14 protein-coding genes are annotated in these 16,439 nt (G+C 73.5%); 6 read left to right on the top strand and 8 right to left on the bottom strand.

The window, feature by feature from the left end; translation table 11 throughout:
- Positions 1–54: 54 nt before the first annotated feature.
- From ACIBP6_RS26660 to ACIBP6_RS26625, 8 genes are all read right to left on the bottom strand, one after another.
- Positions 55–1,329 carry an MFS transporter gene (locus ACIBP6_RS26660; protein ID WP_397056357.1) on the bottom strand — a complete coding sequence of 425 codons (1,275 nt, stop codon included), beginning with the start codon at positions 1,327–1,329 and terminating at the stop codon, positions 55–57.
- A gap of 87 nt (positions 1,330–1,416) precedes the next feature.
- Positions 1,417–2,232 (bottom strand): MOSC domain-containing protein, encoded by an 816-nt coding sequence (locus tag ACIBP6_RS26655; RefSeq protein ID WP_397056355.1) that lies wholly within the window; start codon positions 2,230–2,232, stop codon positions 1,417–1,419.
- Entirely contained in the window at positions 2,229–3,422 is a 1,194-nt protein-coding gene (locus ACIBP6_RS26650; protein WP_397056353.1) for a Cmx/CmrA family chloramphenicol efflux MFS transporter, read from the bottom strand. Before ACIBP6_RS26650 ends, ACIBP6_RS26655 begins: the two co-directional genes overlap by 4 nt.
- 56 nt (positions 3,423–3,478) lie before the next feature.
- On the bottom strand, positions 3,479–4,051 hold the full coding sequence (locus ACIBP6_RS26645; RefSeq protein WP_397056351.1) for a TetR/AcrR family transcriptional regulator: 573 nt from the start codon (positions 4,049–4,051) through the stop codon (positions 3,479–3,481).
- 36 nt (positions 4,052–4,087) lie between these two features.
- A complete protein-coding gene (locus ACIBP6_RS26640) occupies positions 4,088–6,289 on the bottom strand; it encodes a serine/threonine-protein kinase (protein ID WP_397056350.1) in 2,202 nt (733 codons plus the stop codon).
- A gap of 157 nt (positions 6,290–6,446) precedes the next feature.
- The gene (locus ACIBP6_RS26635; protein WP_397056348.1) at positions 6,447–7,847 is read right to left on the bottom strand and encodes a DUF1116 domain-containing protein; all 1,401 of its coding nucleotides are present in this window, start codon (positions 7,845–7,847) and stop codon (positions 6,447–6,449) included.
- Entirely contained in the window at positions 7,844–9,193 is a 1,350-nt protein-coding gene (locus tag ACIBP6_RS26630) for an FdrA family protein (RefSeq protein WP_397056346.1), read from the bottom strand. The genes ACIBP6_RS26635 and ACIBP6_RS26630 overlap by 4 nt, the downstream gene beginning before the upstream one ends.
- On the bottom strand, positions 9,190–10,167 hold the full coding sequence (locus tag ACIBP6_RS26625) for a DUF2877 domain-containing protein (RefSeq protein WP_397056344.1): 978 nt from the start codon (positions 10,165–10,167) through the stop codon (positions 9,190–9,192). The genes ACIBP6_RS26630 and ACIBP6_RS26625 overlap by 4 nt, the downstream gene beginning before the upstream one ends.
- A 130-nt stretch (positions 10,168–10,297) precedes the next feature.
- Here ACIBP6_RS26625 and ACIBP6_RS26620 point away from each other — a divergent pair, with 130 nt between their 5' ends.
- The 6 genes from ACIBP6_RS26620 to ACIBP6_RS26595 all read left to right on the top strand — a co-directional run bounded on the left by ACIBP6_RS26620 (position 10,298) and on the right by ACIBP6_RS26595 (position 16,430).
- Positions 10,298–11,887 (top strand): PucR family transcriptional regulator, encoded by a 1,590-nt coding sequence (locus tag ACIBP6_RS26620; RefSeq protein ID WP_397056342.1) that lies wholly within the window; start codon positions 10,298–10,300, stop codon positions 11,885–11,887.
- A 9-nt stretch (positions 11,888–11,896) separates the two neighbouring features.
- Complete coding sequence (locus ACIBP6_RS26615; protein WP_111182793.1) at positions 11,897–12,100, top strand: RNA-binding S4 domain-containing protein; 204 nt, start codon at positions 11,897–11,899, stop codon at positions 12,098–12,100.
- A 101-nt stretch (positions 12,101–12,201) separates the two neighbouring features.
- Positions 12,202–13,524, top strand: coding sequence for a uracil-xanthine permease family protein (locus ACIBP6_RS26610; protein WP_397056340.1), 1,323 nt, complete (start codon positions 12,202–12,204; stop codon positions 13,522–13,524).
- Positions 13,525–13,664: 140 nt separating this feature from the next.
- A complete protein-coding gene (locus tag ACIBP6_RS26605; protein ID WP_397056338.1) occupies positions 13,665–15,101 on the top strand; it encodes a uracil-xanthine permease family protein in 1,437 nt (478 codons plus the stop codon).
- Positions 15,098–15,961, top strand: a complete 864-nt coding sequence (locus ACIBP6_RS26600; RefSeq protein WP_397056336.1) for an FAD binding domain-containing protein — start codon at positions 15,098–15,100, stop codon at positions 15,959–15,961. The genes ACIBP6_RS26605 and ACIBP6_RS26600 overlap by 4 nt, the downstream gene beginning before the upstream one ends.
- Entirely contained in the window at positions 15,951–16,430 is a 480-nt protein-coding gene (locus ACIBP6_RS26595) for a (2Fe-2S)-binding protein (protein ID WP_397056334.1), read from the top strand. Before ACIBP6_RS26600 ends, ACIBP6_RS26595 begins: the two co-directional genes overlap by 11 nt.
- The last annotated feature ends 9 nt before the right edge of the window (positions 16,431–16,439 follow it).

Below are 16,439 nucleotides of genomic sequence, written 5' to 3'. Positions count from 1 at the left end.
TGCCCAGGAACGCCGTGGCCTACCGCGGGGAGGGGCCGGGCTGAGCGAGGGGACTCATCCCGCGGGAGTGGGGCGGGGGCGGGTGAGGGCCAGCCAGAGGCCGGCGGCGCCGACCATGACGCCGACGACTAGACCGAGCGTGGGGTAGCCGAGGCCGCCCACGATGGCGCCGGCGACCACCGTTCCCGTGGCGCCGCAGACGTTCATCAGGAGGTCGGACAGGCCCTGGACGGCGGGGCGGCGGTCGAGCGCGACCGACTCCGTGACCAGCGCCGAGCCGGCGACCAGGCCGCACGACCAGCCCAGCCCGAGCAGCACCAGCGCCGCCGTCACCTGCCACACCCGGTGCCCCGCCGTGCCGGCCAGGGCGGCGGAGGCGAGCAGCAGCACCGTGCCGAGCAGCAGCACGGGCACCTTGCCCGCCTTGTCGGCCAGCCAGCCGACGACCGGCGACAGCACGTACATGCCGGCGATGTGCAGGCTGATCACGAGGCCGATGACGTCGAGGTTCGAGCCGTCGTGGTGGAGCTTGACCGGGGTCATCGACATGACCGACACCATCGCCGTGTGGCTGACCGCGATCATGACGAGCGCGCGGCGGGCCGTCGGGGTGGTGCGCAGGACCTGCCAGGCGGTACGGATCGTCCGGTTGCGCCCGGGCCCGGCGGGCTGGGAGCCGTTCTGGGATCGGGCGAGCGTGAGCGGGTCGGGCCGCAGCAGGAACAGCACCACGGCCAGCGCCAGGGCGAAGGCCAGCGCCGCGAACGCGAACGGCCCCGCCGTCTGGACCATGCCCAGCCGCATGCCGATCTGGTCGGCGGGCTTGGCCAGGTTCGGGCCGGCCACCGAGCCGATCGTCGTGGCCCACACGACCAGCGACAGGTGCCGGGCCGACCGGTCGCGGGGCGACAGGTCGGTGGCGGCGTAGCGGGCGGCCAGGCTGCCCGCGCTGCCGCCGCCCACCAGCACGAGCCCGGCCAGCAGCAGCGGCCAGGAGCCCAGGGTGATCGCGAGCACCGAGATGGCGCAGCCGGTCAGCGCCGCCCCGTACGCCAGTGACAGCCCGGCGCGCCGCCCGCCGCTGCCGGACGCCTTGGCGGTCGGCAGGGCCAGTAACGCCGCGCCCAGCACGGTCGCCGTGCCCGCGAAGCCGCTGATCACCGTGGAGCCCGACAGCCGGTCCACCACGACGGAGCTGAGGGCGAGCCCGACGGCCACGCCCACGCCTCCCACGATCTGCGCCGCGGACAGCACCGCCAGCGTGCGCCGCTGGACGGCACGGATCCGGTCAGGGGACGAGACCGCGGTCTTCTCGGGGGCACTGGTCACGGGTGAAGTTTCCCATAGCCCCCAACATCACCCCAAAGGGGATTGTGGGCCTTTTTTAATGCAGAAATCCTGTCTTTTCGCGACATTTCAGAGAACTACGACCGGATCCCCCTGCGTGATCCGCCCGGGCCCGTCCGGGATCAGATTGATCCCGAACCATACCTTCCCATCCCATTTCCGGTGACGGGAGAGCGTGCGGATGGGCTCCTTGCCCTTGGTGTACGTCGCCGTGTCGACCGTGGTCAGCACGCACCGGTCGCACCCCTTGGTCACCCGGAAGACCACCTCGCCGATGCGCACGCGCTTCCACTCGTCCTCGGCGAACGGCTCCGCCGCCCCCTCGACCACCACGTTCGGCCGGAACCGGCGCATCGGCAACGGCTCGGGCGGCTCCTCGCCGCGTTCGAGGGCCGTCTCGGCGATCCAGTCGCGCAGCCGGTCGAGGGAGGCGGTCGAGGTGAGCAGCAGCGGATAGGCGTCGGCGAGGCTCACCCGGTCGTCCGGCCGTCCGTACGCCGGGTCGACCGGGCGGCGCGTCGGGTCGTCCAGCCACTGCAGCCTGACCGGCCGGCCGGCCAGCGCCGACAGCCACGCGGCGGCCTCGTCGCCGCAGTCGGTGAGCCGCACCGGGTCGCCCCAGACGTCCACCGTCGAGTGGGCCGTGCCGGGCACCACTCGCAGGGGCTCGGCGTGCGGGCCGGTGAGCGTGAGCATCTCCCCGTCGAGCACCGGGACGCAGGCCAGCAGGCGCGGCTCCTCCCGCGCGGTGAGGATCTCGCCGCCCGCGTCGGTGATGAGGTGGCGCCGGTCACCTGCCAGCCCCCACGGCTGGACCTCGGCCTCCGGCACGTCGTGCCCGGCCGCCGACTTGACGGGATAGAGGGAGATGCTCGCCAGCTTCATAGCGTCGAAGGTATCTCACGGATTTCCGGAACGGCCGGACTCGTCCTGCTGTGCAGGAGCGCCGCCAGCGACACCGCCGCCAGGGCGGTGACACCGAGCGCGGCGCCGATCCAGGCCACCGACGGGTAGCCGAGGCCCGCGTCGATGGCCAGGCCGCCCAGCCAGGGGCCGGCGGTGATGCCGACGTTGAAGGACGAGACGTTCACCGCGGCGGCCAGCGTGGGGGCGTCGTGGGCGAGGGAGAGGGGGCGGGCGTTCAGCGCGGGGTTGGTGCCGAAACCGAAGGCGCCGAGCAGGAACACCAGCGGTACGGCGAGCACGGCGAGGTGCGCCGAGGCCCCCAGCGCGGCCGAGGTCAGCACGAGCCCGGCCACCCCGGCGACCATGACGGCGAACGGCCGGGCGTCGGCGATCCGGCCGCCGAAGGTGATGCCGATCAGCGCCCCCACCCCGTACAGCGCGAGGACGGCCGGCACCCAGGCGGCGTCCAGGCCGGTCACCTCGGCCAGCAGCGGGCTCAGGTAGCTGAAGGAGGCCAGCAGCGCGCTCGTGGTCAGCGCGGTGGTGCCGTACGCGAGCCAGAGCGGCGGCCGGGCCATGGCGCGCAGCTGGGCCGGCACGCTCGGCGCGGCCGCGGCCCCCGGCCGGCCGCCGGGGACGGTGGCCAGCACGCCCACGCCGGCCAGCACCGAAAGCCCGGCGACCAGCCAGAACGCCGCTCGCCAGCCGAGGTGCTGGCCGATGACGGTGCCCCCGGACAGGCCGATCACCGAGGCGACGGTCAGCCCGCCGGCCAGCACGCTCATCGCCTTGGCCCGGGAGTTCGCCGGCACCAGCCCGACCGCGGTGCCGGCCGCCACCGCCCAGAAGCCGGCGTAGACGAACGCGCCCGCGACGCGGGTGGCGAACAACACGGCGTAGCTGGAGGTGAGCGCGCCCGCGACGTGCGTCAGCGCGAACAGTCCCAGGAACACCGTCAGCACCGTACGACGCGGCATCCGCAGCGTGGCGACGGCCAGCACCGGCGCCCCCACCAGCATGCCGATCGCGAACGCCGAGATCAGCAGCCCCGCGTCCGGCACCGACACCCCGAGATCGGCGGCCATCTCGGGCAGCAGCCCGGCCGGCATGAGCTCGGAGGTGCCCTGGGCGAAGATCGCAAGACCCAGGATGTAGACCGCCAACGGCATGGCGGACCCCTTTCACAGTTTTGGATAGATCAGTACAAAATCAGGGCACGAAAAAATCAGAAGACGCCCAGCGTGATGTTCGCGATCGACTCGAGGGCGGACCGGTCGGCGCCGCCGCGCGCGCTCACGCGCAGGCCGCCGACGGCGGCGCTGACGAAGCGCGCCAGCGCGAGCGGGTCCTTGTCGGGGCCGAGCTCGCCCCGGGCGCGGGCGCGCTCCAGAGCCGCCCGCATGATCTCGACCCGCCGCTCGCCGTCGCGCCGCACCAGCTCGGCGATCTCGCTGTCGCGCGGGCCCAGCTCGACCGCCGTGTTGACGACCAGGCAGCCGGGCGGGTCGGCGGGGTCGGAGTCGACCGCCCACCACAACACCGTGCGCACCTTCTCGCGGATCGGCAGGTCGCCCTCCATCACCTCGGCGAGGCGGGCGTTGCGCTGCTCGGTGTAGCGGCGCAACGACTTGAGGAACAGCTCGCGCTTGCCGACGAAGGTGTTGTAGATGCTGCTGCGCCCGAGCCCGGTGGCCGCGCACAGGTCCTGCGTCGAGGTGGCCTCGTAGCCCGCGTTCCAGAACGCGCGCATGGCCGCCTCGAGCGCATGGTCCTCTTCGAACGTCCGCGGTCGCGCCATACCGTCACGCTACCGTTTTGGAACGATCGGTGCAATTCAGTCGATCCGCTGGAAGGTGTCGAGGAACACCTTGCGCGTCTCCGCCTGGTCGTCCCACTTCAGCTCCGGCAGGTCGAACGTGATCGTGAACGCGGCGTCGTCCATGGTGGCGTACCTGACGAGCGCGTGCATGGGGACGCCGCTGGCGGTGGTGTAGGTGTACTCCCAGTCGGCGGCCTTGTTGCCCCGGTAGTCGACGCCCTGGAGCTGCACCTGGATGTAGCCCTCCAGACCGCCCTCGGCCTCCTTCTTGGTCAGCGCCGTCACGCCGCCGTCGGACTGCGGCGTGGCCTTCTCGACCATGATCCGCATGCCGGAGTCCTTCGGCCCGTCGAACGTCGTCACGTCGCCGGACTCCGCCGGCGTCCAGTCGTCCGGCAGCGCCGCGGCGAACCCTGGCCCGGTGTGCTCCTTGTAGCCCTCGGGCACCGCGGACGGCTCCGTCTGAGCCGTGGCGGTCTCGGAGGTCGTGCCGGAGGTGAGGTTCGCGCCCGGGGCGGCTTCCTCCGAGCCGCCGACCAGGACGAAGATCACGACGCCGGCGGTGACGGCCAACGCGGCCAGCGCGCTGACGATCATGATGGGCTTGGGCCGCCCCTCGCGAGCCCAGAAGCCGTCGTCCTCGTCCGCCCGGCGCCGGCTCCTGCCCGTGCGCGGCGCGGCGTCCGGTAGCGAGGTCAGCCGGCTGCCGGCCGTCGCCTGCGAGTCGCGCGGGTTGCGCGAGTCGCGGGACAGGTCGCGGGACTGCTCGCGCAGGGCGTCGGGCGTGGCCAGCGGCCACGGGGTCGCGCCCGAGGTACGGCTGTCGGAGGTCAGCGGGAGGATGGGCTGGGGCCGCGGGCCGGAGCCGTCGAGGTCGTCGTCTAGGTCGCGCGCGGTCGGCGCGCCCAGTGGCGGCTGCGGGCCCGACGAGCTGACCAGCGAGTCGTACACCCGGGGCGGCTGCCCCGAGCGGTGCCCGCCGGACGTGCTCCCCGGCGGCTCGGACGGCAACCGATAGCCGCCGGACGTGCTTCCCGGCCGGTCGGACGGCATCGGGTAGCCGCCGGACGTGCTTCCCGGCCGGTCGGACGGCATCGGATAACCGCCCGACGTGCTTTCAGACCGGTCGGACGGCATCGGGAAGCCGCCCGACGCGTTCCCCGGCCGCTGTGCCGGCATCGTGTACGAGCCCGAGTCGTACGGCACCCGCACCGGTCCCGACGGCGTCTCCACGATCCGCGAGGGCATCGGCCCCGACGGGGTCTCCAGCGGCGGCAGCAGCCCGGCGGGCGTCGGGTCGGAGCGGCTGGGCAGCGTCTCGGGCGTGCGCGGCCGGGCCGAGCCGTGCGCGCGCAGCACGTCCTCCAGCATCTTGACGGTCTGCTCGGACGTCAGCCGCTCGGCCGGGTTCTTGCGCAGCAGCCCTTCGATGACCGGAAGTAACGCGCCGGCCCGCTGCGGCCTGATCGGATCCTGGGTGACCACCGCGCCGAGCACCGCCACCGGGTCCGGCCCCTCGTACGGCGGCCGCCCCTCGACGGCGGCGTACAGCGTGGCCCCGAACGACCACAGGTCGGCCGCCTGCGTGATCTGCTGCCCGGACAGCCGCTCCGGCGGGATGTACGCGGGCGACCCCATGAGCAGGCCGGTCTGCGTGATGTTCACGTCGCCCTCTATGGCCGCGATGCCGAAGTCGGTCAGCACCACCCGGTCGGCCGTCAGCAGCACGTTGCCGGGCTTGACGTCGCGGTGCAGGATGCCGGCCGCGTGCGCGTGCCGCAGCGCGTCGATCACCCGGATGCCGATCTCGGCGGCCTGCACCACCGGCAGCGGCCCGCTCTGGCGCACGGCCTGCTCCAGCGACCAGGCGCGGACCAGCTCCATCACGATCCACGGGCGGCCGTCCTCCTCGACCACGTCGTGGACGGTCACGATGCCCGGGTGCTGCAGCCGCGCGGCCGAGCGCGCCTCGCGCAGCATCCGCCGGTGCGCCACCTGCATGCCCGCGTGGTCGAGCCCGTACGGGAGCATCAGCTCCTTCACCGCCACGTCACGGTCGAGCAGCACGTCGTGCGCCTGCCAGACCATCCCCATGCCGCCCCGGCCGACGGGCGACATCAGCCGGTAACGCCTGCCTACCAGGCGTCCCTGGCCCTGCGGCGCGCCCCCGCCGCCGCCCTCGGGGCCGGTCCCGCTGAGCAAGCGGTCGGCTGCCATGTATCCGCCCCCATCTACCTCATCCGTCACGTGCGTCTACGCGCTACTTGCAGATTATGAGGTTCGTTACGATATCGGCGGTGAATCGGTAAGGGAAGCTGGAGTCCGCTTTCTACCGGCTTGACCTGGTGTTATCAGCCTATTCAGAATTGATCGCTTACTGATCACTTACTGATTGCGCCAATGTGAGCAATGCGCTCGTGAACGCCTCGACCGGCGGCTTGACCAGGCCCGCTCCGACCTGGCCCGTCCCAGCCACGCGTCCCGCGATGCCGGTGTTGACCACGGGAAGCAGGCCCGTCCTGGCGACCAGAGCGACGTCGATCCCGACCGGCGTGCCGCGAAATCCCAGGCCCGGAATCTGGTAGGCGGGGTGCTCGGCGAGCGTGATCTCGTACATGGATCGGGTGGCCCGCGCCGCGTCGGCCACCTCGCCGCCGACGAACCGCACGATCGCCGGCGCCGCCGCCATCGCGAAGCCGCCGAGACCCGACGTCTCGGTGATCGTGGAGTCGCCGATGTCGGGGTTGGCGTCGGCGGGACCGTACGAGCCGAGGTAGAGCCCGTCGGGCACGCCCGCGGGGCCGGTGAACCAGCGACCGCCGAGACCCGACACCTGCACGCCGAAGTCGGTGCCGTTGCGCGCCATGGCGACGACCAGTGACGAGCCGGGCTCGTCGCGGGCGGCGTCCGCGCTGACCTTGGCCGCGGCCATGCCGGCGTTGAGGAAGAAGTGGTCGTTGCCGTCGATGAAGCGCAGCACCGAGGCCGCGTGCTCGGAGGCGGTCTCCACCAGCGCGGGCGCCAGCACCCGCAGCAGCAGCGAGGTGGCCGCGCGGTTGCGGTTGTGCAGCTCGTCGCCCATCTGCAGGGCCTGCGCCATCAGCGCCCGCAGGTCGATCGGGCCCGTGCGCTCCAGCGCCGCCGCCAGGGCCGGGCCGAGCACCTCGTCCATCCAGCGCAGCCGCTCCAGTACCTGCGGCCCGTACGCGCCGTACCGCAGGACCTTGCCCAGGCCCTCGTTCAAGGAGCAGTACGCGGTGCCGCCGTGCTCGGCGTCGTTCACCTCGAACAGCCACATCGACGGGCTCACCACACCCGCCATCGGGCCGACCGCGGCGTGCTCGTGACAGGGAGCCAGCTCGACCGCGCCCGCGGCCAGCCGGTCGCCGGCCTCGCGCTCGTCGCCTGCCAGGCCCTCCAGCAGCATCGCGCCGACCAGCGCGCCGCGCATCGGCCCGGAGGCGCGCTCCCAGGTGATGGGCGGGCCCGCGTGCAGGAACGTCCCCGCCGGCAGCACCTCCGAGGCCCGGCGGACGCCCGCCAGGTGCGGGCGGGCCGACAGGAGCCGGCCCACCGCCCGTTCGTTGGCCGCCTGGCGGCGCGGGTCGGCGAGCACCGTGGCCAGGGCCTCGGCGGTGCCGGGCAGCGGCGGCCGCCAGTCGACCGGCGTCGTGCGGACGGCCTGCGCGCGCAGCGCCTCGTCCAGCAGGCCCGCCCCCACGGTGATCACGTGCGGCGGCGCGTCGAGCAGAGCGGTCCGGGGGCGTGGCGTCACAGCAGGCTCCTGGCGTGGCGGGCGGCCTGGGCGTTGGAGGTGAAGACCGCCGCGCCCGCCTCGCGGAAGGCGGCGGCCTGGCGGTGCAGGTCCTGCGGGTCGCCGTCGGTGCCGATCAGGGCGACGACGACGGTCGCCGGCGTGCGGGCGACGGCGTGGGCCAGCGAGGCGGCCGGGTCGGGGTCGGCGCCGTGGCCGAGGACGACGTCCATGAGCACCACGTCGGTCTCCGCGGCCCCGGCCAGCGCCTCCACGCGCAACGTCGGGTCGATCATCGGGTGCGCGCGTCCGCGGGTGTAGGCGTCGTCGCCGTAGTCCACGATGTCGCGGGAGCCGGTGATCAGGGCGGCCTCGGTGGCGAGCGTGCCGCCGGAGTACACGCCCGTGATCCGCTCGGCGGACGGGCGCGCGCGGTGCCAGGCGGGCCAGGACGGCCACTCAGGGACCGACCTGCCCAGCAGCCGCAGCGCCTGCTCGGCCGCCTCGGTCAGGTCGGGCCCGCCCTCGCGCAGCATCGCCGGCACGACCGGCGTGCGCAGCGGCAGCTCGCGCACCGCCCGCGCCACCTCGGGGGCGGGCGGCTTGGAGACGAGCACGATCAGCTCCGTGGCGGGGTCGTCGTCCAGCATGCGCAGCGCCCGCATCGTGGACAGGCCGCCGACCTCGGCCGACAGGTCACGCCCGCCCACGCCGAGCACATGGCTGACGCCGACGCCCGCCCGGTCGAGCAGGCACGTCACCTGCTGGGCGCCGGTGCCGGAGGCGGCGACCACGCCGGCGGGGCCGGGGGTGAGCACGTTCGCGAAGCCCAGGCCGGCTCCCGCGATGACGGCGGTGCCGCAGTCGGGGCCCATGACGAGCACGTCCCTGGTCTCGGCCAGCTCCTTCAGCTGCCGTTCCCGTTCCACGGGGACGCCGTCGCTGAAGATCATCACCGGCAGTCCGGCCTCGACGGCGTCGTACGCCTCCAGGAACGCGTACTCGCCGGGGGTCGAGACGAGCACGAGGCCGGCGTCGACCGCGGCGACGGCCGAGCGGGTGGTGAGCGGAGGCTGCTCCTGCGCTTCGGCCTGCGGCCGGTGGACGGTGGCGAGCCGGCGTTCGGCCTCCTCGACGGCGGCGCCGGGGTCGTGCGCGCGCACCGCGACGAGCAGGTCGCCGGGCCCGGCCTCCGGGACGGTGAAGCCCAGCTCGCGCAGGATGGTGACGTTGAGCTCGGTGGCCATCGCGACCATGGCCGCCTCCACGCCGGGCAGGTCGGACAGGGCGCGGCTGAGCCGCATGAGCGCGACCGAGTCGTGGTACGCCCCCCGCCGCACCACCACGGCCGCCGGGGTGTCGCTCATGGCGTCCCTCCCGATGCCGTCGCCGGGGCACCGCTCATGCTGGTCCTCTCAGGCGATTCCCGGCCGACCGTCGCGTTCGGCTCGCGTGATTCCCGGCCGATCGTCGCGTTCGGCCCGGGCGGCTGCGTGCCGCTCAGGGCGAGGATCGCCGTGACGCCGATGGCGATGCCCTGGGCCAGGTCCGAGCCGGAGGTGTGGCCGAGCCGGTGCAGGCGGCGCAGCGCCGGCCGCAGGGCCTGCCGGCCGGCGAGGCCGCGCAGCACCGCGGTCACCTCCGGGCTGGCCGCGCCGTGCGCCGCGCAGTGCAGCAGCGTGGCCGAGATCGGCGTCGTACGGGTGCGCGCGTCGTACGTGACGGTCGCCGCGAGCCACCCCGCCAGCCGCACCGCTCGCTCCGCGCCCGTCGCCGTGCCCAGGTGCCGCAGGGTCACGAGCAGCCCGGCCAGCACGTCGTCGCCGCTCGGCGTCAGCCCGGGCCCGAGGCCGACGAGCTGCTCGGCCGCCGTCACCGCGCCCAGCAGCCAGCCGTCCGCGCAACTGCTCGCGAGCATCCCGACCGTGCCGTTCCCGGCCAGCCCCGGGTTCGGCGGGCCGTCCAGCAGGGCGGCGGCGCCGGCGAGAGCGGCCGCGTCGAGCGGCCCCAGCGGCGGCGCGGGGTCCCACCAGCGGCGTACGCCGAGGGTCAGCGGCCCCAGCTCGATCACCCGGTCGCCCACCGAGGCGTCGTCGCCCACTGTGACGGGCGGCAGGTGCGCGCCCAGCAGCACGGAGTTGGGCAGCCGGACGGCCTCGCCCGTGATGACGGCGATCACCGAGGGCTCCAGGTCGGTCCTGACCTCCAGGTACACCCCTTGCGGGAAGACCGCGAGCACGCGGGCCGGACGGCGCTGCGCCTCCAGGACGGGTCGTACCGCCACGCTGGCCGCGCCCGTGACGCGGACGCGGGCACGCCGCGCATGAGTACCGACGGTCAACGGACCTCCCCAACCGACCTTGGACCTGACCGTAGAACGGTCCGCGAACCCTCCGTACGGAGAAATTTGCCAACAGTCAGCGGGAAGGTTGGCTCTTCCTGACAGACGGCTTCGGCGTCACAATCAGCCCATGGAGCCCCCCATCCGCCTCTCCAGCACCGGCACGATCATCCACGGCGTGTCCGTCGGAGAGGTGCTCGGCGTGTCGTCGCTCGCGCACGCCCGGCTGATCGCGGGGGAGGGCGGGCTGGGCCGCATCGTGCAGCGGCTCAACGTGATGGAGGTGCCCGACATCCTCGCCTGGGTCAAGCCGCACGAGCTGCTGCTCACCACCGGCTACCCGCTGCGCAACACGCCCCAGTCGCTCGGCCGGCTGGTCGCCGACCTCGACGAGCGCGGGCTCGCCGCCCTGGCGATCAAACTCGGCCGGTACGTGGACGAGCTGCCCGCCGAGATGGTGGCGCAGGCCGACCGGCTCGGGTTCCCGCTCATCCTGCTGCCCAACGACGTCGGCTTCGACGACATCCTCAACCAGGTGCTGACCGACATACTCAACCGCCAGGCCGCCGTGCTGGCCAGGGCCGAGGAGGCGCACCGGGCGCTGGTGCACGTGGTGCTGGCCGGGGGCGGGCTGGACGAGGTCGCCGCCGAGGTGGCGCAGCTGCTCGACGTGTCGGTGGCGGCCGTGGACGGCTCGGGCCGCGTGCTGGCGAGCGCCGGGCCGGCCGAGCACGTCGCCGTCCTGCGCGAGTCGCTCTCCCGCGAGGGCCCGCCGCCGAGGCGGGGGCGGGTGTTCGCGTCGGTGCCCGTGCTGGCCGGAGGACACCACCACGGCCGGATCGTGGCCTACAGCCCGTCGGGGGCGATCGGCGACGGCGACGTCGGCATCCTGGAGCGCGCCGCCACCGTCGCCGCGCTCGTCGTCACCCGCCAGGAGGCGGTCAACGCCGTCGAGAGCAAGTACCGCGCCGACTTCCTGCGCGACGCGCTCACCGGCCGGGCCGGCACGGCCGAGCGGGTCACCGCGCGGGCGGGCGCGTTCGGGTGGGACCTGGCACGGCCGGTGACCGTGCTGGTGGCCGAGCTCGACCCCGTCGGCGACGAGCGCAGCGCCCAGGACCGGCTGGTGGCGTGCTGGACGGCCGCGATCAGGCGGCACGACCCGCGCGGCGCGGTGGCCGGGTTCTCGCACGAGGTGGTGGCCGTGGTGGACGCGGGCGTCGACGGCGCCCGCCTGGCGAAGGACGCGGCCGCCGCCTTCGCCGACGTGCCGCCCGCCACGTTCTCCACCGGCGCCTCGCGGCCCTGCCCGGGGGCGGAGACGCTGCCGGAGGCGTACGCGCAGGCGCTCAAGGCGGCCAGGGTCGGCCGCCAGCTGCACGGCGCCGGCGCGGTGGCCCACTTCGACCAGCTCGGCGTCTACCGGCTGCTGTCGCTGGTCAGCGACACCGACGAGCTGCACGCGTTCGTCCGCGAGACGCTCGGGCCGCTGGCCGGCGACGACGACGCCGACCACGCCGACCTGCGCCGCACGCTGCAGGTGCTGCTGGAGACCAACCTCAACGTGGCCGAGACGGCCCGCCGCCTGCACTTCCACTACAACACCCTGCGCTACCGCATCGGCAAGCTGGAGCGCATGCTCGGCTCCTTCACCGAGGACCACCACCTGAGGCTCAACCTGACCCTGGCCCTGCACGTGCTGCGCATGCGGGGCATCTAGGGTGGGCGTGTGGACTTCGAACTCAGCTCCGACTACATCCCGCTGTGCGACCTGCTGAAATACTGCGGCGTCACCGAGACCGGCGGCATGGCCAAGCAACTCGTCGCCGCGGGCATGGTGCTGGTCGACGGCGAGGTCGAGCTGCGCAAGACGGCGAAGATCAGGGCCGGCCAGGTCGTCAGCGGAGAGGGTTTCTCCATCAGCGTCCGATGATCCCCCCGCGCACGGAGCATCCCGCGCGAGGCTCTATTGTGCTCTGCGACATGTGAAGGGGCACGACCTCGCTGGTCAGGCGGGGAGGCAGAGGTGTGGGCGTGGCGTTGGGATGGAAGCTGCACGGCGACGGGAAGCACCTGACGCCCGGTGAGGTGGTCAAGCCGGACGAGCGGCTGAGCTGGCCCCGCATGGTCGGCATCGGCGCCCAGCACGTCATCGCGATGTTCGGCGCGACGTTCGTCTTCCCGCTCGTCATGGGGCTCGACGCCAACCTCGCCGTGATGATGTCCGGCGTCGCGACGATCCTCTTCCTGCTCATCGTGAAGGGCAAGGTGCCCAGCTACGTGGGCTCCAGCGCCTCGTTCGTGGGGGCCGTGGCCGCGATCAGGGCGGCCGGGGGCGGCGACGCGACCGTCACCGGGGCGCTGCTCGCCGTCGGCGTCGTGCTGGCGCTGTGCGGGTACGCCATCCACCGGCTCGGCGTCGGCATCCTGCACAAGGTCTTCCCGCCCGTGGTCACCGGCGGCGTGGTGATGCTCATCGGGTTCGGCATGGCGTACGTCGCGGCCGACGTCTACTGGCCGAAGGACCCGTGGGTGGCGCTGCTGACGATGGCGGCCACGTTCGTGTTCATCGGGCTGTTCCGCGGCTTCCTCGGCCGCATCGGCGTGCTGCTCGGGCTCGTCTCCGGCTTCCTGCTGTCGTGGGTGTGGGACCTGGTCGGCGGCCCGATCACGGCGCCCGACGACAGCGGCCGGATCACCGAGCACTTCCGCGTCGACCTGCAGACCGTGGCGCAGGCCGACTGGATCGGCCTGCCGTCCTTCCACGGCCCCGTCTTCGAGGCCTCGGCCATCGTGCTCGTGCTGCCCGTGGTGATCGCGCTCATCGCCGAGAACGTCGGCCACGTCAAGGCCGTCGGCGAGATGACCGGCAACGACGTCGACGCCTACATGGGCCGGGCGGTGATGGCCGACGGCGTCGGCACCGTCGTCGCCACCTCCGTCGGCGGCCCGGCCACCACCACGTACGCCGAGAACATCGGCGTCATGGCGGCCACCAAGGTCTACTCCACGGCCGCGTACTACATCGCGGCGGTGATCGCGATCCTGTTCGGGCTCTGCCCCAAGTTCGGCGCGCTCGTCGCGGCCACCCCCGACGGCGTGCTCGGCGGCGTGACGACCATCCTGTACGGCATGATCGGCCTGCTCGGCGCCCGCATCTGGATCGAGAACCGGGTGGACATGGCGCAACCGGTCAACCTGGTGCCCATCGGCGCCGGCATCATCTGCGCCGTCGGGCCGGTCGCGTTCCCCATCACCGGCACGTTCTCGCTCAGCGGCATCGCGCTCGGCACGATCGTCCTGCTGGCCGGATACCACCTGCTGCGCGCCGCCCGCAGGGAGACGCCCGCGCCGTAGCCGCCCTCACACGGGGCCGATCCTCGTGTGCGCGAGGTTCTCTTTGACCGGCGGGTCAGATTTGGCAGATCATGCCCGTGTGGGCGCGTGCCGCCGGGCCTAATGTGCCCGCAACGGAACGTGCCGCCGAGAGGGCTCTCATGGTTGCAGGATGGACCAAGCACGGTGACGGCAAGCACCTGGCTCCCGATGAGGTGGTCAGGCCCGACGAGCGGCTGAGCTGGCCCCGCATGGTGGGCTTCGGCGCGCAGCACGTGATCGCGATGTTCGGCGCGACGTTCGTCTTCCCCCTGGTGATGGGGCTCGACCCGAACGTCGCCGTGATGATGTCCGGCGTCGCGACGATCCTGTTCCTGCTCATCGTGAAGGGGAAGGTGCCCAGCTACCTGGGCACCAGCGCCTCTTTCGTCGGCGGCGTGTTCGCCATCAGGGCGGCGGCGGGCGGCGACACCGCGGGCGCGGACGCCATCGTGACGGGCGCGATCCTGGTCGCCGGGTTCGTGCTGGCGCTGGCCGGCCTCGCCATCCACTTCCTCGGCGTGCAGATCATCCACCGCATCTTCCCGCCCGTCGTCACGGGCGCGGTCGTGATGCTCATCGGGTTCGGGCTGGCGTACGTGGTGGCGGACGTCTACTGGGGGCAGGACCAGTGGGTCGCGCTCGTCACGATGCTCGTCACGTTCGTGGTGATCGTGCTGTTCAAGGGGTTCGTCGGGCGGATCGGCGTGCTCGTCGGGCTGGTCGCCGGGTTCGTCCTGTCGTGGGTGCTGGACCGGACGGCCGGGCCGATCACCTCCGTGCTGCCCGGGGCCAACCTGCGCGACGCGGCCGGCAACCCCTGCCCGGCCGAGGGAACGTACTGCGTGGCGACGCCGTTCCCGCACGAGCGGGTGAGCTTCGACTCCGTGGCCTCCGCGCCCTGGTTCGGGTTGCCGGACTTCCACGCGCCCGACTTCCGCACCTCCGCCGTGCTGCTGGTGCTGCCCGCGGTGATCGCGCTCATCGCCGAGAACATCGGCCACGTCAAGGCCGTGGGGGAGATGACCGGCGCCGACGTGGACCCGTACGTCGGCCGCGCCGTCATCGCCGACGGCGCCGCCACCATGGTCACCAGCGCGGTCGGCGGCTCGCCCACCACCACGTACGCCGAGAACATCGGCGTCATGGCGGCCACCAAGGTCTACTCCACGGCCGCGTACTACATCGCGGCGGTGATCGCGATCCTGTTCGGGCTCTGCCCCAAGTTCGGCGCGCTGGTCGCGGCCACGCCCGGCGGCGTGCTCGGCGGCGTCACCGTGATCCTGTACGGCATGATCGGCTTGCTCGGCGCCAAGATCTGGATCGAGAACAGAGTGAACTTCGCCGATCCGGTGAACATGGTTCCTATCGGAGCGGGCATCATCCTCGCCATCGGACCTGTGACGCACTTCGTCGGCGGCGACTTCCCGCTGGAGGGCATCGCGCTCGGCACCGTCGTGGTGCTGGGCGGATACCACCTGCTGCGCGCCATCGCCGGGCGCACCCCCGAACCGGCCCGGAGCAGTGCCGAGACCAGTGCCGGGAGCAGTGCCGGGTGAAGCCGCCGCCGTTCGACTACCACGCGCCCCGCGACCTCGGCGAGGCGCTGCGGACGCTCGCGGAGGTGCGCGGGAAGGTGCTGGCCGGCGGGCAGAGCCTCATCCCCATGCTCAACATGCGCCTGGCCGCGCCCGACCACCTCGTGGACATCAACCGGGTGGCCGGGCTGGACAGGTTGGAGCGCTCCGGCGACGGCGTCCTCGTCGGCGCGACCGTCCGGCACGCGGACGCCGAGCGCGCCGAGGTCCATCCGCTGCTCACCCGGGCGCTCAAGCTGGTAGCCCACCCGGTGATCCGCAACCGCGGCACCGTCGTGGGCAGCCTCGTGCACGCCGACCCGGCCGCCGAGCTGCCCGCCGTGCTCGCCGTCCTGGACGGCCGCGTACGGCTGGCCCGCTGGGACGGCGGCGTCCGCGTCCGCGAGGTGCGCGCCCGCGACTTCTTCACCGGCCCCATGGAGTCGGCGGCCGAGCCGGGCGAGCTGGCCGTCTCGGCGTTCTTCCCCGCGCTGCCGCCGGGCGGCGGCGGCGCCTTCCACGAGGTCGCGCGCCGGCACGGCGACTACGCGCTGGCCGGGGTCTGCGCCGTGGTCACCGTGGACGGCGGGCTGGTGGCCACCGCGCGGGCCGCCTGCGTCGGCGTCGGGCCCGTGCCCGTCGTGGTGGACGTGGGCGAGGCGTGCGCGGGCCGCCCGCCCGAGGACGCCGACTGGGCCGGCGCGGCGGCGCTCGTCCGCGACGCGGCCGAGCCCGAGGACGACATCCATGCCTCCGCCGCCTACCGCCGTCACCTGGTGGGCGTGCTGGCCGAGCGGGCGCTGCGCGACGCGGCGCGGGAAGGGGCGGCTCGTGGAGCATGAGATCACCCTGATCGTGAACGGCGCCGCCCGGCGCGTCCGCGTGCCCGCGCGGCGGCTGCTGTCCGACTGCCTGCGGCACGACCTCGGCCTCACCGGCACCCACGTGGGCTGCGAGCACGGCGTCTGCGGCTGCTGCACGGTGCTGCTGGAGGGGCGGCCCGTGCGCTCGTGCCTGACGTTCGCGGTCACCGTGGACGGCGCCGAGATCACCACCGTGGAGGGCCTCGCGCCGGGGGACGGCCGGCTGTCGCCGGTGCAGCGCGCCTTCGCCGAGTGCCACGGGCTGCAGTGCGGCTTCTGCACGCCGGGCTTCCTGTGCACGGTGACCGCCCTGCTGGCGGAGAATCCGGCGCCGACGGAGGAGGAGGTGCTGGAGGGCATCTCGGGCAACCTGTGCCGCTGCACCGGCTACCAGAACATCGTCAAGGCCGTCCACCGCGCCGCCGAACTGCTGGCGGAGGAAGAATGAGGACAAGGC

Origin of the sequence: Nonomuraea terrae (assembly GCF_044465245.1) — a bacterium.
Classification (GTDB): domain Bacteria; phylum Actinomycetota; class Actinomycetes; order Streptosporangiales; family Streptosporangiaceae; genus Nonomuraea; species Nonomuraea terrae.
This window is presented reverse-complemented; position numbering and strand designations above follow the sequence as displayed.

What these genes read in the sequence shown, in the direction of transcription:
- ACIBP6_RS26605 (WP_397056338.1), top strand. Translation starts at nt 13,665, where the DNA reads ATGGTTGCAGGATGGACCAAGCACGGTGACGGCAAGCACCTGGCTCCC.
- ACIBP6_RS26640 (WP_397056350.1), bottom strand. Translation starts at nt 6,289, where the DNA reads ATGGCAGCCGACCGCTTGCTCAGCGGGACCGGCCCCGAGGGCGGCGGC.
- ACIBP6_RS26645 (WP_397056351.1), bottom strand. Translation starts at nt 4,051, where the DNA reads ATGGCGCGACCGCGGACGTTCGAAGAGGACCATGCGCTCGAGGCGGCC.
- ACIBP6_RS26650 (WP_397056353.1), bottom strand. Translation starts at nt 3,422, where the DNA reads ATGCCGTTGGCGGTCTACATCCTGGGTCTTGCGATCTTCGCCCAGGGC.
- ACIBP6_RS26620 (WP_397056342.1), top strand. Translation starts at nt 10,298, where the DNA reads ATGGAGCCCCCCATCCGCCTCTCCAGCACCGGCACGATCATCCACGGC.
- ACIBP6_RS26630 (WP_397056346.1), bottom strand. Translation starts at nt 9,193, where the DNA reads ATGAGCGACACCCCGGCGGCCGTGGTGGTGCGGCGGGGGGCGTACCAC.
- ACIBP6_RS26655 (WP_397056355.1), bottom strand. Translation starts at nt 2,232, where the DNA reads ATGAAGCTGGCGAGCATCTCCCTCTATCCCGTCAAGTCGGCGGCCGGG.